This is a genomic window from Pannonibacter indicus, assembly GCF_001418225.1.
Lineage (GTDB): Bacteria > Pseudomonadota > Alphaproteobacteria > Rhizobiales > Stappiaceae > Pannonibacter > Pannonibacter indicus.
Window position 1 is genome coordinate 60,156 of record NZ_LIPT01000014.1, and the last position, 24,064, is coordinate 84,219.

At 63.3% G+C, this 24,064-nt stretch carries 22 protein-coding genes, 1 tRNA gene and 1 pseudogene; 10 read left to right on the top strand and 14 right to left on the bottom strand.

All coding sequences use genetic code 11. The annotated features are described in order from the left end of the window. Positions 1-67 precede the first annotated feature (67 nt). From ASC48_RS16305 to ASC48_RS16315, 3 genes are all read left to right on the top strand, one after another. Complete coding sequence (locus tag ASC48_RS16305; protein WP_019966246.1) at positions 68-508, top strand: VOC family protein; 441 nt, start codon at positions 68-70, stop codon at positions 506-508. Positions 509-746: 238 nt separating this feature from the next. Beyond that, positions 747-821: transfer RNA gene (locus tag ASC48_RS16310), tRNA-Glu, on the top strand. Positions 822-1,092: 271 nt separating this feature from the next. Then, positions 1,093-2,661, top strand: coding sequence for a caspase family protein (locus ASC48_RS16315; RefSeq protein ID WP_055456779.1), 1,569 nt, complete (start codon positions 1,093-1,095; stop codon positions 2,659-2,661). 118 nt (positions 2,662-2,779) lie between these two features. Here the strand turns inward: ASC48_RS16315 and ASC48_RS16320 are convergent, their stop codons facing one another. The 4 genes from ASC48_RS16320 to ASC48_RS16335 all read right to left on the bottom strand — a co-directional run bounded on the left by ASC48_RS16320 (position 2,780) and on the right by ASC48_RS16335 (position 6,964). Beyond that, positions 2,780-3,649 carry a PPC domain-containing DNA-binding protein gene (locus ASC48_RS16320; RefSeq protein ID WP_055456780.1) on the bottom strand — a complete coding sequence of 290 codons (870 nt, stop codon included), beginning with the start codon at positions 3,647-3,649 and terminating at the stop codon, positions 2,780-2,782. A gap of 20 nt (positions 3,650-3,669) precedes the next feature. Next, on the bottom strand, positions 3,670-4,428 hold the full coding sequence (locus ASC48_RS16325; protein ID WP_055456781.1) for an SDR family NAD(P)-dependent oxidoreductase: 759 nt from the start codon (positions 4,426-4,428) through the stop codon (positions 3,670-3,672). A gap of 26 nt (positions 4,429-4,454) precedes the next feature. Then, positions 4,455-6,074, bottom strand: coding sequence for an acyl-CoA synthetase (locus ASC48_RS16330; RefSeq protein WP_208975781.1), 1,620 nt, complete (start codon positions 6,072-6,074; stop codon positions 4,455-4,457). An 80-nt stretch (positions 6,075-6,154) separates the two neighbouring features. Next, positions 6,155-6,964: an IclR family transcriptional regulator gene (locus tag ASC48_RS16335; protein WP_055456783.1), complete on the bottom strand. Its 810-nt coding sequence runs from the start codon at positions 6,962-6,964 to the stop codon at positions 6,155-6,157. Positions 6,965-7,234: 270 nt separating this feature from the next. Here ASC48_RS16335 and ASC48_RS16340 point away from each other — a divergent pair, with 270 nt between their 5' ends. The 5 genes from ASC48_RS16340 to ASC48_RS16360 all read left to right on the top strand — a co-directional run bounded on the left by ASC48_RS16340 (position 7,235) and on the right by ASC48_RS16360 (position 11,777). After that, a complete protein-coding gene (locus ASC48_RS16340) occupies positions 7,235-8,239 on the top strand; it encodes a DctP family TRAP transporter solute-binding subunit (RefSeq protein WP_055456784.1) in 1,005 nt (334 codons plus the stop codon). A 120-nt stretch (positions 8,240-8,359) separates the two neighbouring features. Continuing rightward, positions 8,360-8,845: a TRAP transporter small permease gene (locus ASC48_RS16345; protein WP_055456785.1), complete on the top strand. Its 486-nt coding sequence runs from the start codon at positions 8,360-8,362 to the stop codon at positions 8,843-8,845. After that, positions 8,838-10,178, top strand: coding sequence for a TRAP transporter large permease (locus tag ASC48_RS16350; RefSeq protein WP_055456786.1), 1,341 nt, complete (start codon positions 8,838-8,840; stop codon positions 10,176-10,178). The genes ASC48_RS16345 and ASC48_RS16350 overlap by 8 nt, the downstream gene beginning before the upstream one ends. A gap of 75 nt (positions 10,179-10,253) precedes the next feature. Continuing rightward, positions 10,254-11,120 (top strand): polyphosphate kinase 2 family protein, encoded by an 867-nt coding sequence (locus ASC48_RS16355; protein WP_055456787.1) that lies wholly within the window; start codon positions 10,254-10,256, stop codon positions 11,118-11,120. A gap of 192 nt (positions 11,121-11,312) precedes the next feature. Next, complete coding sequence (locus ASC48_RS16360) at positions 11,313-11,777, top strand: DUF2147 domain-containing protein (protein ID WP_244270085.1); 465 nt, start codon at positions 11,313-11,315, stop codon at positions 11,775-11,777. 46 nt (positions 11,778-11,823) lie between these two features. On the opposite strand, the gene ASC48_RS16365 is transcribed toward ASC48_RS16360, so the two are convergent. The 6 genes from ASC48_RS16365 to ASC48_RS19615 all read right to left on the bottom strand — a co-directional run bounded on the left by ASC48_RS16365 (position 11,824) and on the right by ASC48_RS19615 (position 18,824). Continuing rightward, entirely contained in the window at positions 11,824-12,597 is a 774-nt protein-coding gene (locus ASC48_RS16365) for a GGDEF domain-containing protein (RefSeq protein ID WP_244270086.1), read from the bottom strand. Between the two features lie 244 nt (positions 12,598-12,841). Further along, a complete protein-coding gene (locus ASC48_RS16370; protein ID WP_055456789.1) occupies positions 12,842-13,558 on the bottom strand; it encodes a glutathione S-transferase N-terminal domain-containing protein in 717 nt (238 codons plus the stop codon). A gap of 162 nt (positions 13,559-13,720) precedes the next feature. Then, entirely contained in the window at positions 13,721-14,185 is a 465-nt protein-coding gene (locus ASC48_RS16375; protein WP_055456790.1) for a GNAT family N-acetyltransferase, read from the bottom strand. Between the two features lie 81 nt (positions 14,186-14,266). Then, positions 14,267-15,748, bottom strand: a complete 1,482-nt coding sequence (gene gatB / locus ASC48_RS16380; protein ID WP_055456791.1) for an Asp-tRNA(Asn)/Glu-tRNA(Gln) amidotransferase subunit GatB — start codon at positions 15,746-15,748, stop codon at positions 14,267-14,269. A gap of 182 nt (positions 15,749-15,930) precedes the next feature. Further along, the gene (locus ASC48_RS16385; RefSeq protein WP_082440168.1) at positions 15,931-16,269 is read right to left on the bottom strand and encodes an EscU/YscU/HrcU family type III secretion system export apparatus switch protein; all 339 of its coding nucleotides are present in this window, start codon (positions 16,267-16,269) and stop codon (positions 15,931-15,933) included. Beyond that, complete coding sequence (locus tag ASC48_RS19615; RefSeq protein WP_141658995.1) at positions 16,266-18,824, bottom strand: flagellar hook-length control protein FliK; 2,559 nt, start codon at positions 18,822-18,824, stop codon at positions 16,266-16,268. The genes ASC48_RS16385 and ASC48_RS19615 overlap by 4 nt, the downstream gene beginning before the upstream one ends. A 135-nt stretch (positions 18,825-18,959) precedes the next feature. Between ASC48_RS19615 and ASC48_RS16405 the strand changes: the two genes are divergently transcribed. Continuing rightward, positions 18,960-19,214, top strand: a complete 255-nt coding sequence (locus tag ASC48_RS16405) for a DUF6455 family protein (protein WP_208975778.1) — start codon at positions 18,960-18,962, stop codon at positions 19,212-19,214. A gap of 27 nt (positions 19,215-19,241) precedes the next feature. Here the strand turns inward: ASC48_RS16405 and ASC48_RS16410 are convergent, their stop codons facing one another. From ASC48_RS16410 to ASC48_RS16425, 4 genes are all read right to left on the bottom strand, one after another. After that, a complete protein-coding gene (locus ASC48_RS16410) occupies positions 19,242-19,544 on the bottom strand; it encodes a hypothetical protein (RefSeq protein WP_055456795.1) in 303 nt (100 codons plus the stop codon). A 155-nt stretch (positions 19,545-19,699) separates the two neighbouring features. After that, entirely contained in the window at positions 19,700-21,493 is a 1,794-nt protein-coding gene (mdoH, locus tag ASC48_RS16415; protein ID WP_055456796.1) for a glucans biosynthesis glucosyltransferase MdoH, read from the bottom strand. Positions 21,494-21,498: 5 nt separating this feature from the next. Then, positions 21,499-21,858 (bottom strand): hypothetical protein, encoded by a 360-nt coding sequence (locus ASC48_RS16420; RefSeq protein WP_141658996.1) that lies wholly within the window; start codon positions 21,856-21,858, stop codon positions 21,499-21,501. Between the two features lie 32 nt (positions 21,859-21,890). Continuing rightward, entirely contained in the window at positions 21,891-23,468 is a 1,578-nt protein-coding gene (locus ASC48_RS16425; RefSeq protein ID WP_072242679.1) for an OpgD/OpgG family glucan biosynthesis protein, read from the bottom strand. Positions 23,469-23,777: 309 nt separating this feature from the next. On the opposite strand from ASC48_RS16425, the pseudogene ASC48_RS16430 reads away from it, so the two are divergent. Continuing rightward, positions 23,778-24,047 (top strand): annotated as a pseudogene (locus ASC48_RS16430) (transposase); the annotation flags it as partial. Positions 24,048-24,064: the final 17 nt, after the last annotated feature.

A 24,064-nucleotide genomic window follows, 5' to 3' on the forward strand; every position in this document is an offset into this window, starting at 1 on the left:
GCCCCAGGCCGAAAGCCACAAGCCGGCACCGCCAGTGCGCTCCGGAACATCAGATAAGGGAATCAAGATGCGCTACCTGCACACCATGGTCCGCGTGACCGATGTCGAAGCCTCTCTCGACTTCTATTGCAACAAGATGGGCATGACCGAGGTCCGCCGCATCGAGAACGAGGGCGGCCGTTTCACGCTGATCTTCCTCGCAGCCGCCGGCGACGTGGAAAGCGGCAAGGCCCATGCCGCCCCGCTGCTGGAGCTGACCTATAACTGGGATCCGGAAACCTACACGGGCGGGCGCAACTTCGGCCACCTCGCCTATGAGGTGGACGACATCTATGCCTTCTGCGCCAGCCTGATGGACAAGGGCGTCACCATCAACCGGCCGCCGCGCGACGGCCGCATGGCCTTTGTCCGTTCCCCGGATGGCATTTCCATCGAACTTCTGCAGAAGGGTGCGGCCAAGGCACCGGCAGAACCCTGGTCTTCCATGCCGAATACCGGCAGCTGGTAACCTCTTTAACGGCAATCCGGGTCAGGTATCGGCACTGCCGGGCAGGAAATCATGGCCTGAAATCAAGGCTGTGGATATTTTGCCCGGCAAAAGGCGCGGATTTCCGCGCCTGCCACCCTCTTCCCGCAGCGCCTCGCCCGGACCTGTGGAAAAACATGCAAATACCCTCTTGCAGCCTCCGGCCAATCTGCCTATAAGCCTCCTCACACGACGCGGCCCACACGGGCCAGACAGTCAAGCGCCCATCGTCTAGCGGTCAGGACGTCGCCCTTTCACGGCGAAAACAGGGGTTCGATTCCCCTTGGGCGTACCACTCTCTTTCCGGAGAGTGAAGGTATAAAAGGCGCTTCGGCGTCTTTTTTCGTTTTAATCTCCCTGCTCTCTTCGCTGTCCTTTGGCTACGGCAGTTCCAGCACCGGCGGCTTTGCCATGCGCTGAATCCTGTCACTTGCAGGCGGGACCGGCCACACCAAAAAGCCGGTGTTAAGCGCTTGCCGCTTGCGGGCCTGCTGCCAGCCGTGGCAAAACTTCCTCAGAAAACCTGACGAACTGCCGGTTTCGCTTCCCTGCGAAAGGTCCTGAAGATGCTTGCGCGCGCGCTCTCCTGTCTTCTTCTGATTCTGGCCGGCATAAGCCCGGCTTTGGCCAAGCGCGTGGCGCTGGTCATGGGCAACGGGGCCTATGTCCACACCGTCGCGCTTCCCAATCCGGCCAATGATGCGCGTGCCATGTCGGCCAAGCTCAAGGATCTCGGATTCGAGGTGGTGGCAGGCTATGACCTCGACTATCAGGCCATGCGGCGCACCGTTGCTGACTTCGCAAAGGAAGCACGCGGCGCCGATGTGGCGCTGCTGTTCTATGCCGGACACGGCATGCAGGTGGGCGGCACCAATTATCTCATCCCTGTGGATGCGAAATTCGACGACGAAACGGCGCTGGATTTTGAAACCATCTCCGTGGACTTCGTGCTGCGGCAGATGTCCAATGACGTGAAGGTGCGGATGGTGTTTCTCGATGCCTGCCGAGACAACCCGCTTGCACGCACGCTGGCCCGGTCCATGAATCCCTCGCGTTCGGCCGGTGTCGGTGCCGGTCTCGCGGAACTGAAACTGCAGGATCAGGGCGGCGAAGGCTCCGTCATCGCCTTTGCCACCAGCCCCGGAGACGTGGCGCTGGACGGCACCGGCAGCAATTCGCCCTTCACCAGCGCCCTGCTGCGCCACATCGATGCGCCGGACACGCCGATCCAGACCGTGATGACCCGTGTGACGGGGGACGTGTTCAAGGAAACCGGGCAGAAGCAGCGTCCCTGGGTCAATGCCTCGCTGATCGGCGAAGTCTATCTCAACCGCTCCGCCGCACCGGCCAATGCCACCACGGAAACGACCGTCTCGCAGGATGCTGCGGCCGTGGCCTCCGGTGCGGTGCCCGCCAGTGCCACCCTTGCCTGGGAGCGGGAGAAGGCGCTGTGGGATGCGGCCGCGGCTGGCGGAACGGTGGAGGACTACAACGTCTATCTGGCCGCCTATCCCAAAGGCAGCTTTGCCGATTTTGCCCGCAACCAGATCAAGCGCATCGAAGCGGCCATTGCCCCGGCTTCCGATGAGGTTGCAGCAGAAGACGGGACGGCAGATACGGGCGGCGAAGCAGCAACCACGGACGGCGCCAGAACGCAGAAGGCCGTCGCGGCCAGCGCCCCCTCCGCATCAGCCGCGACGGACGGCGAAGCGTCCTGGTCCCGGTTCAAGCGCCGCGAAATCCAGCTGCGCCTGAATCTTGCCGGCTATGATTCGGGAACGCCGGACGGCGTCTTTGGCGCCCGCTCGCGCGCTGCCATTAAAGCGTGGCAAAGTTACAACGAATATGAGCAAACCGGCAGCCTGTCCGCAGAGGAATATGAACTGCTGAAGGAGCAGACGCAGGCCGAGTTTCTGGCCGCAACGGCGCAGGAGCAGCGGCCGCAGCGCCAGTTCCAGCGCCCGCCGCAACAAGTGCAGCGCGGGACGACGGCCGATGGCTCCCCCATCTACGCGGCCGAGCCGGAGCACCTGCCGCCGGGAGGCGCTCCCGGGCATGATCCCTTGATTGATGCAGCCGGAGCAGCGCTTCTGGGCGGCGCCATTGGCGGCATTCTCAACGGCATCCGCCGCTGACCCCTGCCGGAACTGTCTCTGCCAAGGCGCTGAAATGCTAACGCATCACGCCTTGGAATTGCTCATGCGCCGCACGGGCTTGACCAATCCGGCATGGGTCAAGCTCATTGCGGATTGGTCACGCCACTTCGGTCAGCAGCAGCTCGAAGGTCACGCAGACCGGATTGCAGCCCTGCCGCAGGATGCCTGTGCTGATGGCCCCGTCCAGCCCCACAAGGGCAATGCCGAGGCATGTGCCTTCACCGCGCCGCCAAAAACCGGAGCGCACCAGCACTTCCGTAGCGTAGGACGAGACGGAGGTTCCGTCTTCATAATCTGCCCCCACCAGCGAGCCGATACCATGCACCGATACGGCGGCAAAGCCCGCCGCCTCGCAGGCCTCTGAGATCATGGTGCAGACATCCACATTGGGCCGGATGGTCAGCAGCAGGCCACGGGCGCTGCCCGCTCTTTCCCGCGCGGCTTCGCCGGGCGCAGGCGGCGCAGCCTCCGGCGCGAACAGCGGAAAGTTGGTCTCGGCATCATGCCGCGTCACCAGATGCGCGCCGGAAATGGCCAGCACATCCACCTCCACAGGCCCCGCCAGCCCCGCCTCGAAGGGCAGAAGATGCCCCATGGCCTCAGGCCTGCCTGCCGGGGTCCAGATGCCGTGGCAATGGAAAAAAGGCGCCCCATCCCTCTGCCCCAGATGCAGCCCGGCCCGGGAGATCCGGCTGCCCGGCCCGCCTTCATGCGTCGCGCTGTACCAGGCGGCGTGGCTGTCATCAGGGCTTGCAGCGGGGATCACGTAATTCATCCGCGCCATGGCAACGTCTTCCAGGCAGGCATAGCCCGCCGCATAGCCGGCATCTGCAAAGGCGCGCGCGAGTGCCGCAAGGACCGTCTCTCCGGCAGCAGGTTCCAGCGTCAGCCTCAGCGGCCGCACCCGGCAGGGCACGGCTGCAAGGCGTTCCCGTGCCACTGGCCCCGGATGAACGATCTGGCGCATGGGTTTCGCCACACCTGTTCTCATGCGGACAGCCCCGCCATGACGAAGCCGCCATCCACCGCCAGCACCTGGCCATTCACATAGGATGCCTCGTCCGAGAGGAGGAAGGCAACCGCGCTGGCCACTTCCTCCGGCTGGCCATAGCGGTGCAGCGGCACGCGCCTGTGCCATTGTTCGCGCACATCCGGCGTATGCACGGCCCGGGCCAGCGGCGTATCGATCGGCCCGGGAGCCACCGCGTTCACCCGCACGCCGCAGGGGCCGAGTTCATTGGCCATCACCAGCGTCATCAGGTTCAGCCCGCCCTTGGACGCGCCATAGGCCGAGCGGCCCTTGTTGCCGCAGATGCCGGAGATGGAAGTGATGTTGACGATGGCGCCCGTTTCCTTGCGCTCCAGCCAGAGCCGCGCCGCAGTGCGGCAGACGATGAAACTGCCGGTGAGATTGATATCAACCACCTTGCGGAAGTCCTCGACGCTGGTCTCCACGGCCGGACGGTCAAAGCCGATGCCGGCGGAATTGACCACACCGGCAAGGCTGGTGGCGGCTGCGATCCGGCGCATGGCCGCTTCGACCGAAGTTTCATCCGCAACGTTACAGACCATACCGCGCTCTGCCGGAATCTCCAGTTCCGCGCAGGCGGCAGCCAGCGCCTCGGGCTTCAGGTCCAGAAGCCAGGGCTCGTAGCCGAGGCTCAGCAGCTTGTGTGCGGTTGCCAGACCGATGCCGGACGCACCGCCGGTGATGGCTACAGCCTTGGCCTTGCCTTGATCGCTCATCCCAGTTCCTCCCTTGTCCGTCCCGCTCAGGCTCCGGCATCCAGCGCGGGGATTTCACCCCGGCGCTGAAGTTCCTCCCGGATCATCTTCTTGGTGATCTTGCCATAGGCCGACTTGGGCATAGCCTCCCAGAAAACGGTGATTTTCGGCAGCTTGTAGCGGGCGACCTTGCCGTCCAGCCAGCCACGCAGATCAATGGCCGAAGGGTCGGCACCCGGCCGCGCCACGCAGACCGCAACGCCCGCCTCGCCCCACACCGGATCGGGAATGCCCAGCACGGCCGTCTCGGTGATGTCCGGATGCAGGAGGATCTTCTCCTCGATCTCGCGCGGATAGATGTTGGAGCCGCCGGAAATATACATGTCCGAGGAACGGCCGGTAATGTAGACAAAGCCTTGCTCATCCATGTGGCCAAGGTCACCGGTGCGGAACCAGCCATTGCGGAAGGCCTTGGCATTGGCTTCCGGGTTGTTGAAATAGCCTGCGAAAACAGCCGGCCCGATGACGCAGATCTCTCCCGTCGCGCCCGGCGCCACCGGCTCGCCGTTCTCGTCCTGGATTTCCACCTGCATGCCGGTGCGCTCGAAACCGCAGGTGCCGATGCGCGCGTCAGGGCCATCCTCCAGCACATGCAGGGCGGGCGGCAGAACGGTGATGTTGCCGGTCACCTCGCCGAGGCCGAAATATTGCACGATCACCTTGCCGAGCTTTTCCAGTGCCCGTTTCTGGTCCGCCCGGTACATGGGCGCCCCGGCATAGATGACATAGCGCAGGCTGGAATGGTCGTACTGGTCCGCCGAAGGGTCTTCCGCCAGCATCTTCAGGATGGTCGGCACTGTGAAGGCATTGGTCACCTTCCAACGCTCCACCAGCGCCCAGATGCCCGGCACGTCGAGCTTTTCGGAAGCAGGCAGGATCGTCTTGGCGCCATGGGCCACTTGCGTCAGCTGATGCACGCCTGCCCCATGCGACAGCGGCGCAACGACGATGGAGGCATCCTCCGGCCCCGTCCCCGGCATCAGGTCGCACAGGTGATTGGTGATGACGAAAGCCATCTGGCCATGGGTGAGGATCGCCGCCTTCGGCCGTCCGGTGGTGCCGGAGGTGAAGAAGAACCAGCAAGGATCATCGCGGAACACCGGCACGGGCGCCTGTTTGCGGCCCATGTTGCGCGCGGTGATGGCATCATAATCCTCGGCAAACTCCGCTGCGCCGATGGAGATGACAAAGCTGAGTGAAGCTGCTTCCGCCCGGCAGGCGGCGGCGTGGGCGGGAAACTGCGCGCCGCAGATCATGCCCTTGGCGCCGCTGGCCGCTGCCAGATAGGCCACCTCCTCCGGTGACTGGCGGAAATTGGCCGGAACCCAGACGGCACCGGCCCGGAAGCAGGCGAACATGGATTCGAACATCTGGTTGCAGTTGGCCGACTGGATCAGTACCCGGTCGCCCTTGCGAACGCCGAATTCATGCACCAGCGCATGGGCCATGGCCTCTGCGCGGGCCTCCATCTCCGCCCACGTCCAGTGCTGCTCTCCCCAGACAAAGCCGATGGCACCGGGATGGCGGCGGGCGGCCTGGGTGAGGAACTGGCTGAGGTTCATCACCCGCGTGGTGGCGGGCGCCACCCCGGCCGAAAGATCCTGCATCTGGCTTGTTCCGGTCACTTGCGCTTGTCCTCCCAAACAACGAATTGCGTGCCCGCCTCTCCTCAAGGCGGGCGAAAAGTTCAGGCGCTTATGGCCCTCGCTGCGGCCTTCTGCTCCCGGCAGGCGAACATGGCAGCGAGTTTTTCCTCCACCCGCAACACTTCCTCATGCAGATATCCGGCCAGTTCCTGCTGGCGCGGCTCCTGCATGCGGCTGTCGATGGCCGCAATGCTTAATGCGCCGATTACCTGCCCGTCCGGGTGGCGCAGGGCAGCGCCGATACCCCAGGAATTGGCAAAGATCAGACCCGGATTGAGCGAAAAGCCGTGCTTGCGCGTCTCCTCCACCCGCTCAAGAATCCGCTCCGGCGGCAAGGCCGGATAGCGCTCGGCAAGGATCTGGGCATTCTCGGCCAGCACCTGCGCCACCTCCTCATCCGGCAGCGCGGCGAGCATGGCCAGCGACCCGGCCCCCACGCCAAGGGGATGCTCCTGCCCCGCCAGCAGCGCATGGGTGCGCACCGGATAGGCGCCCTCCTCCCGGTGCAGGCACACGGAAAAAAGCCCGCGCCGCAGCGACACGAAACTCGTGTCCTCCGAGCGGCGGGACAGGCGCCGCAGGCTCTCCAGGCAGATTTCCACCAGACTGAACCGCCGCGCCGCCATGATGCCCAGCACATAGGCCTCCGCACCCGGATAGTAGCGGCGCGTGACCGGGTCCTGCTCGACAAGACCGGCACGGATCAGCGCCAGCAACAGGCGGCGCACCGTCGGCTTGTTGAGGCCGCTTTCCTCGACAAGCACGGACAGCGGAGCACCCGCTGCCGCATGCCGCCCCACCCTCGACAGAAGCGACAGGGCGCGATCGACGCTCTGGGAGCCATTCAGCATCTGGAGGTTGCCATCAAGTGGTTCATATTACGGACCTTAAATCCGGCCTTTCTGCATCATCACAAAAGCCAGCTTATTTCTTCTTGCTCAAGAGCCGCAAGAGGCTATTGTCATGGAACGGATTGGACTTGCAGATGGTCCACATCATGGACCCTTTGGCGGCGCGGGAGGGAAACAGCAACGCCAGAAGGACCGGATAAAGCTGCAGGTAGCATGACGGCACGCTTACGGAACGAACACTGCCGGGCGGCAAAAAGTGGAGGAGAGACAATGAAGTTCGAGAAGCTGAACCGGCTCGCGCTGACGGCCACCGTTGCCCTTGCGGCGCTCATGGGCACTGCCTCGGCAGAAACCCTGCGCCTGTCACACAATACGGGCGATGCCACCACCTGGCATAAGGGCGCGGAAAGGTTCAACGAGCTGCTCAGTGCCGCGACCGGTGGCGCCTATGACGTCAAGGTGTTCCCGAATGCGTCCCTTTCGGGCGGCGACCAGATGAAACAGGCGGAGATGGTCAGCCGCGGCTTCCTCGATTTCGTCGTCACCTCGGCCATCAACGTGACGCCGCTGGTGCCGGAAATGGCGGTCTTCTCGCTCCCCTATCTCTATTCGGGCTATGAAGCCGTCGATGCGACCACGGACGGCGCACCGGGCGAGAAGATGAAGGAAATCATGGCCACCCACGATATCATCGTGCTGGCCTGGGGCGAAAATGGCTTCCGCGAAGTCACCAACAACGTGCGGCCCATCAAGTCTCCCGAAGACATGAAGGGCCTGAAGATGCGCGTTGCAGGCCCGATGTATATCGACGTCATGAACGCCCTAGGCGCCAACCCGCAGCAGATGCAGTGGACCGAGACCTTTACCGCGCTGCAGCAGGGCGTCGTGGACGGACAGGAAAACCCGATCGGCGCCGTGATCATTCCCCAGCGCGTCTATGAGGTGCAGAAGTACCTCACCACCTGGCACTATTCCTATGACCCGGTCTTCCTTGGTATCAGCCGCAAGCGCTGGGAGAGCTTCGATGATGCCACCAAGGCCAAGGTCCAGCAGGCCGCCAGCGAAGCCATGGCCTATCAGAAGGACATCACCCGTCAGGCGACCGCCAGCGGCATCGAGCTGCTGAAGGAAAAGGGCATGGAAATCTACGAGCCCACGGCCGAGGAACTCCAGTCCTTCCGTGATGCCACGAAGCCGGCCTTCGACAAGTGGTCGGAAAAAGTCGGCCCCGAGCTGGTGAAGACCTTCACGGACACCATCGCAGCCAAGCAGTAGGCAGTCCGTGCGGTGCGTCTGCCCTTTTGGCAGGCGCGCCGCTCCCCTCGCCTTGTGTCTGATCCCTGATCCGCCGGGCCAGCCCGGAGATCCGGTCTGCCAGCCGTGGAGCCTGTCCGCATGTCCTTCCTGCTGCGTGAGGCAGAAAAATTCATCTGCGCCGTCATCTTTGCCGGCATGACATTGCTTGGCTTCGTCAATGTGGTGGTGCGCTACGCCACCAGCTATTCCCTCGCCTCGACGGAAGAGATCCTGACGAACGGCTTCCTGCTGCTGACGGTGTTCGGCGCAGCCGTTGCGGCACGCAAGGGCGAGCATCTGGCCGTCACCCTGATCTACGAACTGGTGCCGCAGCCGATGCGCAAGGCGATGCTGATCTTCGCCACGGTCATGTCCGCCGTACTGCTGGCTCTCTCTGCAAAATACACATACGATCTCGTCCAGAGCCAGATGAAGAGCGGCGTGCGGTCCTACGCGCTGCAGATCCCGGCCTGGTATTACAGTTTCGCCCTGCCGATAGGCTTTGCCCTCATTCTGCTGCGCCACCTCCAGTACAGCCTGGACTGCTGGCGCACACTTCGTGCGGAAGGAAAAGCCCATGCTTGAACTCTGGTCAGACATGGGCGCGGGCACGCAGATGATCGTGATCTTCTTCCTGCTGCTGGCCCTGCGCCTGCCCGTCGCCTTCGCGCTGGGCCTCTCCGCCTTCTATGCCATGTGGTCCATCGGCTTCGGGCTGGAAATGGCGGGCGATCTCATTGCCACCGGCATCGCCAAATATTCGCTGCTGGCGATCCCCTTCTTCATTCTCGCCGGCACCCTGATGGGCAGCCTTGGCATTGCCGAACGGATGATCCGCTTCTTCCGCGTGCTCATCGGCGGCCTGCCCGGCGGCATGGGCATTGTCGGCACCACCGTCTGCCTGTTCTGGGGCGCGGTCAGCGGCTCGGGGCCTGCCTCCGTTGCCGCCATCGGCCCGCTGATCATCAAGGGCATGGAGGAGGACGGCTATCCGAAGGCCTTTGCAGCCGGGCTCGTGTGCACCGGCGCTGCGCTTTCCATCGTCATCCCACCCTCCATCGGCCTTGTCATCTATGGCGTCATCGCCGAAGCCTCGATTTCGAGCCTCTTCATCGCCGCCATCATTCCCGGCCTGTTTCTCGGCCTGTTGATGCTCGCCGTCCTGCCCTTGGCGCGCAGCGGTGATTCGGCCAGGGGAGCCGAAACACTGAAGCGCCTGCTGCCGGCCGATCCGGATGCAGGCCTGCCCTATGGCCAACGCCTGCGCCGCTCCTTCGTCTCCAGCTTCTGGGGACTGCTGACGCCGGTTGTCATCCTCGGCGGCATCTATTCCGGCGCCTTCACGCCAACGGAAGCCGCGCTCGTCGCCACCGTCTATGCCCTGCTCGTGGGCGGTCTCATCTACCGGACGCTCACCTTGCGCGGGCTCTACCAGTCCCTGGCCGATGCGGCCGCCTCCTCGGCCGTGGTGATGCTCGTCGTCACCTATGCCAGCCTCTTCGGCTGGGTCGTCACCGTGGATGATGTCATCGGCAAATATTCCGCAGCCCTTCTCGGCCTGTCGGACAATCAGTGGGTGATCCTGCTGGTCATCATGGCAATTCTGCTGATTGCTGGCATGTTCATGGATGCGGTGACGATCATGTTCATCTGCCTGCCGATCTTCCTGCCGGCCGCCCAACACCTGGGCTGGGATCCGGTGTGGTTCGGCGTCGTGGTGATGGTCAACCTCGCCATCGGCCTCTTCACACCGCCTGTCGGCATCAACCTCTATGTGGCCGCCAACATTACGAAACTGCCGCTGGAGCGGGTGGCACTGGGCGTGCTGCCCTTCCTCCTCACCAGCCTCATCGGTCTTGCCGTGGTCTGTGCGGTGCCGGGCATGTCGCTCCTGCTGGTGGAATGGCTAAAACCCTGAGGCAGCTGCCGCCTTGTTGCCTTTGCCGCCAGTGGCGGTCATTGTCAGCCAGCAGAGCAACCAAGGGAGACCAGCATGGCCGGCAGTCAGGACGAACGCGATTGGCTTGAATCCTTAAGGGTAAAGCCGGGCCAGAAGGTGGATCTGTCCGCCCTGCCCACGGCAGACAAACCCAACGGACACAGCAAGGACGCAGCAGAGGCACGTATGGCGGAAGTGACACAGTCGCTCGCGCGGCTTCAGTTCCTGCTCTATGCGGACGCCCGTTCCTCTCTGCTTGTGGTGCTGCAGGGGCTGGATGCAGCCGGCAAGGACGGCACCATCCGCAAGGTCATGTCCGGCCTCAACCCGCAAGGGGTGAAGGTAACCTCCTTCAAGCAGCCAACGGCGCAGGAGCTGGCGCATGACTTCCTCTGGCGCGTGCACAAGGCGGCGCCGGGCAAGGGCGAAGTCGGAATCTTCAACCGCTCCCATTATGAGGACGTGCTGGTGGTGCGGGTGCATGAGATGGTGGAGGAAAAGGTCTGGCGTGCCCGCTATGACCAGATCAACGCCTTCGAGCAGCTTCTGACGGCCAGTGGCACGCGCATTCTCAAGTTCTTCCTGCACATCAGCCCGGAAGAGCAGCTGGAGCGCTTTGCCGTGCGGCTGACCGACCCCATGCGGCAGTGGAAGATCAGCGAGGCCGATTATACCGAGCGCAAGCACTGGGGCGCCTATACCAAGGCCTATGAAGAGGCGCTGGAGCGCACCTCCACCAAGGAAGCGCCCTGGTATGTGATCCCGGCCGACCGCAAATGGGTGCGCAACTTTGCCGTCGCACGGATCATCGAGGAAACGCTGCTGTCGATGGATCTGAAGACACCAAAGGTAACTGTCGATCTGGAAGAGATCCGCCGCCACTATCACGCGGCTGTTGCGGCTGCAGACGCCAGGTCCTGACAGGCAGGTGTGCCGGGCCAGAAGATACAGCTCATGCGGTACCCATGCATTTTCAAACCTTGAAAATTTAGATCGCCCCTTCCCTAGGGGCATGGCTTTTCAGACGCCTAGAAACGCCATATCCTTCCGTTTGCGTAAACGGCACCTCACCCGCTTGAGGAGGCGGGCTGGTGCACTCGGGAGGAGACACGCATGACCTTTTCACTTGTCCGCAACACTTCAGCCCGCTGGATGACCGCCGCGTTCGGCGGAACCCTGCTGCTGGCGGCATCCATGATGCTGCTGCTGCCGGCATCTTCTGCCCAGGCGGCAGATGCAACAGGGGAATGGACGCGCCCCAGCGGCTCGTCCCGCATCAAGATCGCCCCTTGCGGCGGCAATCTCTGCGGCACCATCGTCTGGCTGAAAGAGCCGCGCAACGACACCAAGAACCCGGACCCGGCCAGGCAGAGCAAGCCGTTGCTCGGCACCCAGATCGTGCTCGGCATGAAGCCGACCGGCAAGGATGGGCAGTGGAAGGGCGAGGTCTACAACGCCGAGGACGGCAAGACCTACACCGGTTTCATCCAGATGGAGGGCGCCGACAAGATGAAGCTGGAAGGCTGCGTCATGGGCGGGCTCATCTGCAAGGGCGAGACCTGGTCTCGGGTCAAGTAAGTTGAACAAGGCGGCGGCGGCAAAATGCCCGCCGCCCGCAGGCAGATCAGGCAGCCATACTGAACTGAAGAAACTCGACCCGGTCACGTCCCCCATGCTTGGCCTTGTAAAGCTGCAGGTCGGCTATTTCATAAAGACGCTCATAGGGCACCGGCTCCCGGAAGGTAACTCCCCCCACGCTGACAGAGACTGAAGGCCCCTGATCTCCGGACAGCTCCGAGGCCGTGGCAAGCCGGACATTGGCCCTGATCGCTTCGGCAATGCTGCGCGCATCTTCCGCGCCGATGCCGGGCATGAAAACGCAGAACTCTTCCCCGCCGACACGCCCGACCAGATCAGCCTTGCGCAGAGGCAGACTGATGGCACGGGCAATCGCCTTGAGCACCGAATCTCCAGTCTGGTGACCGAATGTATCGTTGATCTTCTTGAAATGATCGGCATCCACGATCAACAGGGCACCATCTGCCGCCTTCTCCTGTTTGCGGGCATCTTCCAGATAGGCAGACACAAGCATGGTGAAGGCACCACGATTGAGAACCAAAGTCAGGCTGTCCGTCGTTGCCAGCTCTTCCAGTTGCTTCTCCCGCAAGGCTGCCTGCCGCAGACGGCCGAAGACCCAGAGGCAGAAGGGCCCGGCGGTCAGCAATGGCAAGCAAATTGCAATCGTCAGCGACCACATCCGGTGCTCAGGCTTTAGATCCGGAATGTTGTAGCCGTCTGCAACAACCGCCATGGCGGTGATAGCCGCCGTAACGATCAAAGTGAGGGTCCAGACACGCAACCGGCCCGTCGCAGAAAAGTCCATTTTTCTCAGGTTCAATCTCTTGCTTCCGATGTTCACCGTGCGTCTCCCTCATCAAAGGGATTCCAAGGCCAAACACCAGATCGCCTGAAAAAGATAAAGAAGGGCTGAAAAAAGGAATGAACAGTTTAAATCCAAACAATTAGTTGATACTGGGCATTGTCAAAATTACTCATCAACATGACAGATGTACGGATAGAGAAACAACGGCAAGTTGATCAATGATCAACCTGCCACCAGCAATCAGACGAGGGCCACTGGTTCAGCGTGCGCGCTGGCCGAACAGAACCTTCTGCGCGTCCTTGTCATCGGCCAGCGAAGCCTGCCGCTCGCGTTCCTCACGGCCAACGGCAAGACCGCGCTGCACGGCTGGGCGCTCTTCCAGCCGGACTTTCCAGGCCTTCACATGGGGGAACTCTTCAAGATCCATGCCCTGGTTCTTCCACCCCTGCGCCCAGCCGATGATGGCCATGTCGGCGATGGTATATTCATCTGCCGCCACGTAGTCATGGCCTTGCAGCTGCTTGTTGAGAACCCCATAGAGCCGGTGCGTCTCGTTGAGATAGCGGTCCATGGCATAAGGAATCTTCTCGGGCGCATAGATGCGGAAATGATGGTTCTGGCCGAGCATCGGGCCAAAGCCCCCCATCTGCCACATCAGCCACTGATCAACATCGGCACGCTTGCGCTCGTCCGCCGGATAGAACGCGCCGAACTTGCGGCCGAGATACTGCAGGATGGCACCGGATTCGAAGATGGAGATTGGCGCTCCGCCCGGACCTTCGGGATCGACAATCGCAGGCATGCGGTTGTTCGGGGCAATGGCCAGAAACTCGGGACGGAACTGCTCGCCCTTGCCGATATTGACGTATTTCACGTCATAGGGAACGCCGAGTTCCTCCAGAAGGATCGAGATCTTCCAGCCGTTCGGCGTTGGCCAATAATGCAGCTCAATGGGCGCGGTCTGGGTCACAGGCATCAAGGGGCTCCAGTCATGGTATCCAGCCGGTGCATCGACGCGGGCAAATACCCGCTCTCACCTGCCAAGCTAGGCCAGCCGCGCCAGCCCGGCAAGTCATGCGTCCGGGAGAGCTGTTGCGGCTGCAAAAGTGGACATAGATGCCTCCCACTGCCATGAGCCTCAAAGCATCTTCTTGAAGCCAAGGTGGGTCTGCTCATAGCCTTCGCGCAGATAGAAGCGGTGGGCATCGAGGCGGATGCGGTTGGAGGTGAGCTGGATCAGGGCAACGCCCCTCGCCCGCGCCAGAGCCTCGGCATGTTCCACCATCGCCTTGCCAATGCCTAGCCCTCGCATATCCGCCCGCGTGTGGACGCTTTCAAGGCTTGCCCGGCCGCGGCCGCGAAAGGCAAGGCCTTTCTCGAAGGTCAGCTGATAGGTGGCCAGAACCTCCTCGCCGCTTGTCCCGCCCAGCACGACGTAGATGTCCGTTTCGGGGGCTGCAAGAATGGCGTCAAAGGCAGCGCGATAGTCTTCCGGATCGCCGCTTTCATAGTTCTCTCTTGCGCCGACAGCACCGGCATTGATGATGGCGAGAATATCCGCCAGATGCTCAGAGCGTGCCTTTTCAATCCGGAACCCGTCCATAAACTCCACTCCACATGCAAACGCCCCGAACCATGGTCCGGGGCGCAGAACTTAAGAAACAGGCGTCATCACATGGCGCGATTACTCGATACCGATCTTGGCCTTGAGCAGGTCGTTCACCGCTTGCGGATTGGCCTTGCCCTTGGATTCCTTCATCACCTGGCCGACGAACCAGCCGAGCAGCGTCGGCTTCTCCTTGGCCTGGACCACCTTGTCCGGGTTGGCGGCGATGATCTGGTCGACAACCGCCTCGATGGCACCAAGATCGGTCACCTGCTTCATGCCGCGCGCTTCCACGATAGCTGCAGGCTCGCCGCCCTCGGTCCAGATGATTTCGAACAGGTCCTTGGCGATCTTGCCCGAAATCGTGCCCTCCTTGATCAGGTCGATGATCCCCCCGAGCTGGCCGGCATTTACCGGGCTGGTCTCGATGGTCAGGCCCTCCTTGTTAAGGCGGCCGAACAGCTCGTTGATAACCCAGTTCGCCGCCATCTTCGCATCGCGGCCCTTGGCAACGGATTCGAAGAAGTCAGCCGACACCTTCTCGGCCACCAGAACGTCGGCGTCATAGGGCGTCAGGCCATAGTCCGCAACGAAGCGGGCCTTCTTGTCGTCCGGCAGTTCCGGCAGGTGCTGTGCCAGTTCATCGACATAGGCCTGCGTGAACTCCAGAGGCAAAAGGTCCGGGTCCGGGAAATAGCGGTAGTCATGCGCCTCTTCCTTGGAGCGCATGGAGCGGGTCTCGCCCTTCACCGCATCATAGAGACGGGTCTCCTGATCGATGGAGCCGCCGTCTTCCAGAATGGCGATCTGGCGGCGGGCCTCATACTCGATGGCCTGACCGACAAAGCGGATGGAGTTGACGTTTTTGATCTCGCAGCGCGTGCCGAAGCCTTCACCCGGACGGCGCACGGAGACGTTCACGTCGGCGCGCATGGAGCCCTGATCCATGTTGCCGTCGCAGGTGCCCAGATACCGCAGGATGGTGCGCAGCTTCGTCAGATAGGCCTTGGCCTCGTCCGCCGAGCGCAGATCCGGCTTGGAGACGATTTCCATCAGCGCCACGCCGGAGCGGTTCAGGTCGACAAAGGACATGGTCGGATGCTGGTCATGCAGCGACTTGCCCGCATCCTGTTCCAGATGCAGACGCTCAACACCCACTTCCACGCGCTCATCCGGCATGTCGAGGATGATGACGCCCTCGCCGACGATCGGCTGCTTGAACTGGGAAATCTGGTAGCCCTGCGGCAGATCCGGGTAGAAATAGTTCTTCCGGTCGAATACGGACTTCAGGTTGATCTGCGCCTTCAAACCAAGGCCCGTGCGGATCGCCTGTGCCACGCATTCCTCGTTGATCACGGGCAGCATGCCGGGCATGGCCGCGTCAACGAGACTGACATTCGCATTGGGATCATTGCCGAATTCCGTCGAGGCGCCCGAGAAGAGCTTGGCCTTGGAGGTCACTTGCGCATGGACTTCCATGCCGATCACGACTTCCCAGTCACCGGTGGCTCCCTTGATGAATTTTTTCGGATCGGGCTTGCGTGCCTCGACAATCGTCATCTGATCTCTAATCCTGTTCAAATTCCGGCGGGTTGCGCGTCTGCCGCACAGGCCTTTCCCGCCCGTTTCCGGAGGTCTGGCTGCGCCGGCGCACGCTCCTGTTGCCTAGACGGGATTTGCCCTGCCTGCAAGAGGGAGAGCCCGCCCGGCCGCCGGAAATTGCAGATGAAACCCGCCTGCCCTCACCCCGGCGGATTGGGGGCCTTGCCCTTGCGCAGGATGAAGCCGATCAGCACCGCCACCGCCTGATAGAGCGCCTCGGGGATTTCCTCGTCCAGTTCCAGATGCGACAGGGCTTCGGCCAGCGGTGAGTTGGCCTCGACCGGGACCCCGGCCTCCCGGGCAATCTCGACAATCCGCTCGGCCACCGGCCCCATGCCCTTGGCCGTCACACGCGGCGCACTGCGGTTGTCGTAATGCAGAGCGACAGCAAGCTTGCGGGACGGTCTTGCCAAAGTTTTTTCCGGTGCTTTTGCCGCGGCTCCCTCTGGAGCAACATCCTGCGCTTCGGGCTTCTTCATGAGCTGCGGTCCAGCGGCAGAGGCGCAATGGCCGCTGGCGTTTCAGGTTTTGCCTTCAGGATGCGCAGATCCTCAAGGTCCAGCCCCTCATCGGCAAAAAGCGCCGCCAAAGTCCCCCGGCGGCTCAGGAAACCGGCCAGCGTCGCGTCCTCGGCAGCGCGCAGCGTGACATAACTGCTGGTGCCGCGCAGCCCCGCCGCAGCCTCCACCAGCCCGCCTTCGGGCAGATCAAGGCTGAAGCGCACGCGCCATTCCGGCCCCTTGGGATCGGATGGCACGTCAGGATTTTGCGGATCACGCGAGATCCTGAGGCTGAGGACCCGCGATTGGCCGTCGATCAGCACCGGCAGATCCAGCGACACATCCACAGGCCGCGCCGCCGGTGCACCTGAGGACGTTCCGGCCGGGGCGCCCCCTGCCGCCGCGCCCGAAACGGTGCGAGCCTGCCCGGCCTGGGCTTCCTGGGCTGTGCCCTTGCCTGCAGCCCGTGTCATGTCCCGGATCAGATATTCCGCCGCCATGCGTGAAACGGATTGCAGCCGCACCCGCTCGCCGACCTCGGAGCCGGTCTTTTGCGCCAGCGCCGTAGCCGTTTCCGGGTCAAGACTGGGGGGCATGCCCGCGCGGCCCGCCTGTGCCGCCCCCTTGCGGCCGGAGGGCAGCTGCGGCTGGGCGGCCAGCGCCTCATCGGCAAGGCCTGCGAGCCGCACCAAGAGCATGGTCAGGCCGCCGGTCTTTTGCGGCACATCGCCCTTGCGTTGCAGACCTGCCGCCATGGCGCCGGTGGCGGATGCCGCCAGCCCGAGAACTGCCTCCACCGCAGCCTTCAGTCTTGCCGGATCGGACAGGCTGTCCGCATCCGCCTGCAAGCCCTTCAAGGCCTCGACAAGCTTCTGTCCGGCCGGCGGAAGCGCAGCCGTGTCCAGCTTGGCGGCACTGGCCATGAGCGCGGACAACACCGTGCGCGCCTGTGCCGGTTCGGCAAGCGCCGCCTTCAGCGCCTGCGGATCCAGCGCCCGCGCGGCTTCACCTGCCGCCGTCAAGGGGCCGGGGCCGCGCGCCAGCGCCTGAAGCTCCGCCTCCGTCTGCGCACCGGACAGGGAGGTACGAGACGGCGTGGCGGCAGAGGCGTCTGCAGAAGACGCAGGCGCTGACATTTGCCTGTTGATGGCGGAAGCGGAGCCAGCAGCGGCGGAGGAAGCAGCAGGGCCTGCGGTCTGCGCTGGTGCACCGGTGGCGGCTGCATTTGAGGCAGCGGTACCGGCATTTGCCCCGGCTGACTGGCCAAGACCCGGCACCATTGGAGGTCCAGAGCCTATGCCGGAAGCGGAACCTGTGGCGGCCCGACCGGGAGCAGCTCCGGAAGGCACGGCCGCTCCGGCCGGCAGTCCGGCGGCGGACGGGACTGCGGGCTTTGCCGCACCAACTCCCTCAGCACCTGCGGCGGCGAAACCCGCAGCGGCAGATGGTGGCGCGGACGGCCAGGATGGAGCTGGCGGTTGACCGGACGATTGCGGGCCTGCGGCTTGAGCTGCGGCCAGACCTTGGGGCTGGCCTGGCAGCAGATTTGCCCCCGGATTGGCCACCTGATTGGTTCCGGGCCCAACCGGCTGGCCCACAGTCTGACCCAATGTCTGGCCTGCTATCTGGCCCTGTCCGGCAGAACCGGAAGGAGCGGGCATTGTTCCTGCCGCTGGCACCTGTGCGGGAGCCCCTGCTGCTGCACCGGCGGCCTGCCCCGAGGCCGGAGCAGACGGAGCAGCCCCCAAAGGCGACGCATTGGCAACGGGCACCGGAGCGGCTTGCTGACCACGCCCTGCCGCATCAGGAGCGGCTGGCGGCTGCGCGCCTGCCTGCGGTAAAGGCTGGACGGCACCCCGTCCTCCTGCCGGAGCAGCAGACTGCCCGCCCGCAGGCGCGCCGGGAGCCGCTGCCGAACCGGTTGCTGCAGCACTGGATACCGGAGAACGGGAAGCGGGAGAGCCGGATGCAGAGGCCGCCGGGACCGGTCCCGACGTAGCCGCCGGAGCCTTCGTATCGGCCTTCAACAGGACAAAGGTGGACAGATCGACATTGGCCAGCACAGGCCGGGCCTGAGCCGTTCCGGTCTGGAGGGTGGCTTGCGCGGGCGTGGTGCCGCCTGCAGCCTGAGCCAGCGCGGCGGCGGATTTGAGCTGCTGGGCCTGAAGGCTTGCATCGGACGTTGCCTGACCGGGAGCAAGAGCTATGGCCGGGCTGGCAACTGTCCCTGCCCCACTGCTCTGCCCCGCATTCGCCTGCGGCTGGCCGCGCCCCTGCAGCGCTGCTTCATCGGCGCTGACCTTCAGCCGCATGGCAGGGGCCGGCTGTTCCACCTCGATCAGCACCGGCGTTCCGGCGGGCAGCGGCAGATCCGCCTTCACGTCGAGCCTGGCAGAGCCGGCGACAAGCCGCATCATGCCCTCAGGCGCGCCGCTCGCCACCTGCCCGCGCAACTGCGCACCGGCAGGCAGCGCTTCAAACGCTGGAGCCGCTGTCTGGGGAGCCGTTACCTGGCCGGTTGAAACCTGCGTCACCGCATGCGCCCTTCCCCGAATTTGCGCTCACTGACCTTCACATTGTTCGGCCTGGCTTGATCGGGGTCAAGGCGCAAAGCTGTTTGCCGGAGAAATATGAGCCCAACCCGGGGCTGCCCGGCAGGAGGAAGTTTCATGAGCTGGATGGACAGACTGAACGAACGTGCCGAACTGATGGGCCGCATGATGAGCGCCATCGGTGCCGTCAAAAAGCCAAACACGGGTTTCAGCGGCGCAAATGACCTGCGCGTGGCAGCCACACGCTGCCTCAGCTGCGGCCACACCAAGGAATGCCGCGAGTGGCTGGACGCACATCCTGAAGGTGCCGCCCATGCCCCTGCGATCTGCCCGAATGCCAATCTCTTCAAGGAATGGGCCCGCTACGGCTGATCCAAACCGCCGCTCAGAGTGCGGGCATCAAGCCTTCTGCGCCTGGCGCCGGACGATCAGGTGCACGGCCAGAGCCAGAATACCGCCGCCGGCAAACCGGAAGGGAAAGGCGGCGAGCGGACCTGCCTGCGCTGCAAACTGAGGCAGCCCAATGGAGCGCAGCAGCGCGTCAGCCATCAGCGAAAACACTGCTGCGGCAAAGGCCGCGATGATGATCTGCCGCCGCTGGGCCGCGAAATATCCCATGACGGCGCCGATCACGAGCGCGATCGGGTTGAGAAGTCCGGCGAATTCGAAAAGATCCGCCCACATGGCTGAAACATCAATCATGCGCGCACTCTAGCCCGCGATTTTTCCGCTGGCGAGCCTTTGCAGGGCCTGCGCGGCGTTTTCACACAGGCGGGGTGACCGCTCATATCCTGGAAAGCAAAAAAGGCGCGGGAGCTGCCCCCCGCGCCGTAATCGTCAAGAGACGGCTGCCTGACTCAGACCGCCTGCACGGCCTTGGCCGCAAGCGGTGTCTTGGGCGCGTTGGCGCCAGCTTCCAGCGTGCGTTCCAGATCGGCGATCACCGGCTCCGGGGTCATCTCGAAAGGCGTGACGAACAGGCGGAGACGGCGGAAGGCCTGCCCCATCAGCACGGATGAGGTGAGAAACACGAGGATTGGCGCCAGCACCAGCGGAAGGGCAATCGGCATCAGCCACATCAGCAGGTCCGGTGTGTAATTATGGGCAAATACCAAGGCGGCAGCCCCGCCGATAGCCATCCACCAGGTGGCCTTGATGCTGTCCCAGAAGGACATGGAGCCATCGGCACGGTCGGCTGCAGGCCAGCCGGAATCAGCGCCGAGCAGGATCTGCAGCACCGACCGGCTCTGGAACATCATATGCACCGGCGCCAGCATCGAGGTGAAGACAAGCTCCAGAAACGCCGTCAGCGTCACGCAGAAGGCGCCGCCGAAGTTGCGGGAATCTCCGCGCACCAGCGCCCGCACCAGCAGGATGGCCTTGGGCAGGATCAGAAGCGCCACCACGCCGAACAGCAGGGCCAGCGCCGTGGTCGTCTCCGGATGCGGGAACACCGGGAAGGGCGAGGACGCATCGAAATAGACTGGCGGCGGCGCGAACAGCGGCGCGGCAAGGCTGGCGATGATGAAGATCAGCCAGATCGGCGAGGACAGATAGGCGAAGATGCCCTGCAGGATCGAGATCCGGCTCCACAGGCGGAAGCGCGGCGCGATCAGCAGCCGGGCATGCTGCAGGTTGCCCTGGCACCAGCGCCGGTCACGCTTCGCATAGGCCACGATATTGGCCGGAGCCTCCTCATAGGAGCCTTCCAGATCCGGGTCGACGCGCACGGTCCAGCCGTCACGGGCCAGCATGGCCGCTTCCACCGTATCGTGGCTGAGAATATACCCGCCGAACGGCGGCTTGCCGGTGAGCGCGGCCATGCCGCAGCTTTCGGCAAAGGCCCGCACGCGGATGAGCGCGTTATGGCCCCAGAACGGGCCTTCGGAGCCCTGCAGTGCCGCCACACCCCGGGTGAAGACCGGGGAATAGAAAGCGGCAGAGAACTGCAGCATGCGGCCAAACAGGGTGCTGAGCCCAATCACCTGCGGCAGCGCCTGAAGCAGGCCCAGCTTCGGCTCTGCCTCCATGCGGCGTACCATCTCGATGATGGTTTCTCCGCGCATAAGGCTGTCTGCATCCAGCACCAGCATGTAGGAATAGGCTCCGCCGGACGTGCGGATGAAATCGGCAATGTTGCCAGCCTTGCGCCCCACGTTCGGGCTGCGGTTGCGGTAATAGAGATGCCCGCCTGCCTTCAGGCTGATCAGGGCCGAACGGTAGGCCTCGTTCTCGGCAGCAACGCTTGCAGCCTTGGTCGAGTCCGAAAGGACATGAACATCGAACAAGTCAATGTAGCCGGCTGCCTCGATGGAGCGGTACATGGCTGCAATACGGGCGAAGACCGGCCCTGTGTCCTCGTTGTAGACCGGCACCAGAATGGCCGTGCGGCCCACCGGGCGGCCCTGCAGCACCGGCATCTGCGGCGGGGTGAAAAGCACACCCAGCAGCGCCGTACAGGCACCCCAGGCAAGCCAGAATGCGGTGATGACGATCAGCGCGATGCGCAGGACGTCAACCCAGTCAAACCCGTCCGACTGAACCACCGTGCCAAACATGGAAGCGGCGGCAACCGTCAAGGTCGCCGCCAGCACGAAAGCTCCGATACGCCGGATTGCCACCGCGAGGCGGCTTTCCCCCGACCCGATCATGGATGTCAGCCCTCACCCACCGGAGGACGTGCCCCAAACAGGCTGCGTGCACCCGCGGCAGAGCGCAGCCACGCAGGCACCAGCCGTCCCTGCAGGTTATGCTCGGGCATCGCAAGCGCCACTTGCGGCTGCGGCAGAACGATGCAGGACGCCACGAGACGCAGAGTTGCCGCATCGCTCTCCGGATGAGCCAGCAGCTCTTCCGCATCGCGCTCAAGACCTAGCAGAGCCAGCGTCTCGGCAACCGATTGCACGAGCACAGCATCCTCCAAATCCGCACGGCCCGTGTGGGCGCGGACAAACTCCAAACCAGCTGCAACCACTGACTGTTCAGCGCCTGCAGTAAAGTCTGTTTCAATCGACATAGAAGCCTCCTGGTCTCCCATGACAACTCCACTCATACCGTTTTGTTCCATTGGTACATCCAAGTCTCTGTCGCGGTCTTACCGTCCAGGACAAGAGACAAGCTCATTTCAGACGGGCTGCTGTTGTCTTGCCTGTAAAGGTCAAAGATGAAGCGCCAGTGCCCCGGCTGCAGTTGCTGAAGCAGCGGATTGCGCACTTCGGCATTCTGCACCCAGAGTTTCGGTTCAATATTGGCGTCACGGCCAACCGGCATCAGCGGCCCGCCCCTGAACTCGACAACAAACTTGCGCAGGGCCGGATCATAATCCGAGGCCGCGCTGCCGCCGTGACCGGTGCGGGTATCGGTGATCTGCGCAAGCTCCGTGCCCGGTTCCGGCTCCCGGCCCCAATACATACGGTAGCGGAACCGCAGCTCCGCACCGGCCCTGGCCGGTCCGGAGGGAATCCAGAAGGCTGCGATGTTGTCGTGGATCTCCTTCTGCGAAGGAATTTCCGCCAGCATCACATGGCCCTTGCCCCAATCATCCAGCGGCTCGACCCACAGGGACGGACGGCGCTCGTACTTGGCTTCCGTGTCCTGATAGTTTTCGAAATTGCGGTCCCGCTGGATCAGTCCAAAGCCCTTGATCTTTTCCGCTGAAAAGAAGGACAAGCCCAGATTGCGCGGGTTCACCAGCGGCCGCCACTGCCGTTCGCCGGAATCATGCAGGATCAGCAGCCCGTCGCTGTCATGAACTTCGGGGCGGAAATCGTCAAAGCCCAGCCGGTCATTCTCACCGAAAAGATACATGGACGTCAGCGGCGCAATGCCAAGCCGGTCGACATCTCCGCGCAGGAAAATACGGGCATCGACTTCGACTTCCGTGTTGATCCCCGGCGTCACCACGAAAGCATAGGCGCCCGTAACGCGCTCGCTCTCCAGTTCGGCCCAGATCCTGAGGCTGTTCTGCCCCGGCTGCGGCCGCTCGATGAAGAAACGCGTGAAGCGCGGAAACTCTTCCGGCTTGCCGGCCGCCGTATCGATGGCAAGGCCGCGGGCGGACAGGCCATAGATCGACCCCTTGCCAAGCGCCCGGAAATAGCTGGAGCCCAGGAAGGCAATCAGCTCGTCCTTGTACTCGGGCCGGTTCAGCGGATAATGCAGCCGGAAACCAGCCACGCCGGGCAGGTCCTGCCCTTCGAAGTCCGCCGCATTGAGCGGCTCCCGGTATTCAAAGTCTGCGCCGGTGAAATGCAGCTCGCGCAAGTTCGGCCCATCCACCTCATAAATCTGGACCGGCTTGGTGTAGAGCCCGCCGGGAGGAAAGGCCTGCATCTCGTAGCTGACACCGGCATCGCGCCAGACTGCCTTGTCCGGCCGGAAGCGGATGGCGCGGTACTGGTCATAGTCGAGCGCGGCGAAGCGTTCCGGCAGCTCGGCCACAGTGCCATCGAAGGACTCACCCGCCTTCCGCCGCATCTGCTCGACAAGCGCCTCAAAAGAGAACGCGGGCGCCGGGGCACCACCGGCGGCCTGCGCAAAAGCCGTGCGCGGCGCGAGGCTCAAGGCACCGGCGAGAGAGCCGAGACACAGCGAACTTGTCACAAGAAACTTGCGTCTATTGATCACGTTATTTGCCCGAGGAAAGTGGGTCACCAGCGCTGCAGGAAGGCCTTGGAGGTCGCATATAACACAAGGCGATGCGACAATAATATGAGATACTTAGGCCTCTCGTCCATAAAAAATGCTGCAATGCGGCACCGTTTACCTCACGTTTTCTGAACACCTCGCAAAACAGGAATACCAAACCCTTAACCTGGTCTTCCTGCCGCTCCTTCTAGAAACGAAATGCGGCAGTAATTCGCAGAATGCCAATGATCCACCCCCATTGAACGGGTCCACCTTGAAGTATGGTTTTGACCCTGAAGGAGGACCACAATGGCAAACAAGCGACACAAGCCCGACGAGATCGTCACGAAGCTTCGGCAGGTTGAGGTTTTGCGCGGCCAAGGCATGGCGATGGCGGATGCCGTTCGCCAGATCGGCGTTTCCGAGCTGACGTTCTACCGGTGGCGTAAGCAATATGGCGGCATGAGCCGTGACCAGCTTCGGCAGTTGAAGGATCTCCAGAAGGAGAACGAACGGCTTCGCAAGGCGGTGGCGGATCTGACGCTGGACAAGCTGATCCTGACGGAGGCTGCGCGGGGAAACTTCTGAGCCCCTCG

What these genes read in the sequence shown, in the direction of transcription:
- ASC48_RS16320 (WP_055456780.1), bottom strand. Translation starts at nt 3,649, where the DNA reads ATGCGCCAGATCGTTCATCCGGGGCCAGTGGCACGGGAACGCCTTGCA.
- ASC48_RS16335 (WP_055456783.1), bottom strand. Translation starts at nt 6,964, where the DNA reads ATGCTGAATGGCTCCCAGAGCGTCGATCGCGCCCTGTCGCTTCTGTCG.
- ASC48_RS16350 (WP_055456786.1), top strand. Translation starts at nt 8,838, where the DNA reads ATGCTTGAACTCTGGTCAGACATGGGCGCGGGCACGCAGATGATCGTG.
- ASC48_RS16305 (WP_019966246.1), top strand. Translation starts at nt 68, where the DNA reads ATGCGCTACCTGCACACCATGGTCCGCGTGACCGATGTCGAAGCCTCT.
- ASC48_RS16420 (WP_141658996.1), bottom strand. Translation starts at nt 21,858, where the DNA reads ATGTCGATTGAAACAGACTTTACTGCAGGCGCTGAACAGTCAGTGGTT.
- ASC48_RS16360 (WP_244270085.1), top strand. Translation starts at nt 11,313, where the DNA reads ATGACCTTTTCACTTGTCCGCAACACTTCAGCCCGCTGGATGACCGCC.
- ASC48_RS16405 (WP_208975778.1), top strand. Translation starts at nt 18,960, where the DNA reads ATGAGCTGGATGGACAGACTGAACGAACGTGCCGAACTGATGGGCCGC.
- ASC48_RS16325 (WP_055456781.1), bottom strand. Translation starts at nt 4,428, where the DNA reads ATGAGCGATCAAGGCAAGGCCAAGGCTGTAGCCATCACCGGCGGTGCG.
- ASC48_RS16370 (WP_055456789.1), bottom strand. Translation starts at nt 13,558, where the DNA reads ATGCCTGTGACCCAGACCGCGCCCATTGAGCTGCATTATTGGCCAACG.
- ASC48_RS16340 (WP_055456784.1), top strand. Translation starts at nt 7,235, where the DNA reads ATGAAGTTCGAGAAGCTGAACCGGCTCGCGCTGACGGCCACCGTTGCC.
- ASC48_RS16345 (WP_055456785.1), top strand. Translation starts at nt 8,360, where the DNA reads ATGTCCTTCCTGCTGCGTGAGGCAGAAAAATTCATCTGCGCCGTCATC.
- gatB (WP_055456791.1), bottom strand. Translation starts at nt 15,748, where the DNA reads ATGACGATTGTCGAGGCACGCAAGCCCGATCCGAAAAAATTCATCAAG.
- ASC48_RS16410 (WP_055456795.1), bottom strand. Translation starts at nt 19,544, where the DNA reads ATGATTGATGTTTCAGCCATGTGGGCGGATCTTTTCGAATTCGCCGGA.
- ASC48_RS16315 (WP_055456779.1), top strand. Translation starts at nt 1,093, where the DNA reads ATGCTTGCGCGCGCGCTCTCCTGTCTTCTTCTGATTCTGGCCGGCATA.
- ASC48_RS16330 (WP_208975781.1), bottom strand. Translation starts at nt 6,074, where the DNA reads ATGCAGGATCTTTCGGCCGGGGTGGCGCCCGCCACCACGCGGGTGATG.
- ASC48_RS16385 (WP_082440168.1), bottom strand. Translation starts at nt 16,269, where the DNA reads ATGAAGAAGCCCGAAGCGCAGGATGTTGCTCCAGAGGGAGCCGCGGCA.
- mdoH (WP_055456796.1), bottom strand. Translation starts at nt 21,493, where the DNA reads ATGATCGGGTCGGGGGAAAGCCGCCTCGCGGTGGCAATCCGGCGTATC.
- ASC48_RS16355 (WP_055456787.1), top strand. Translation starts at nt 10,254, where the DNA reads ATGGCCGGCAGTCAGGACGAACGCGATTGGCTTGAATCCTTAAGGGTA.
- ASC48_RS16375 (WP_055456790.1), bottom strand. Translation starts at nt 14,185, where the DNA reads ATGGACGGGTTCCGGATTGAAAAGGCACGCTCTGAGCATCTGGCGGAT.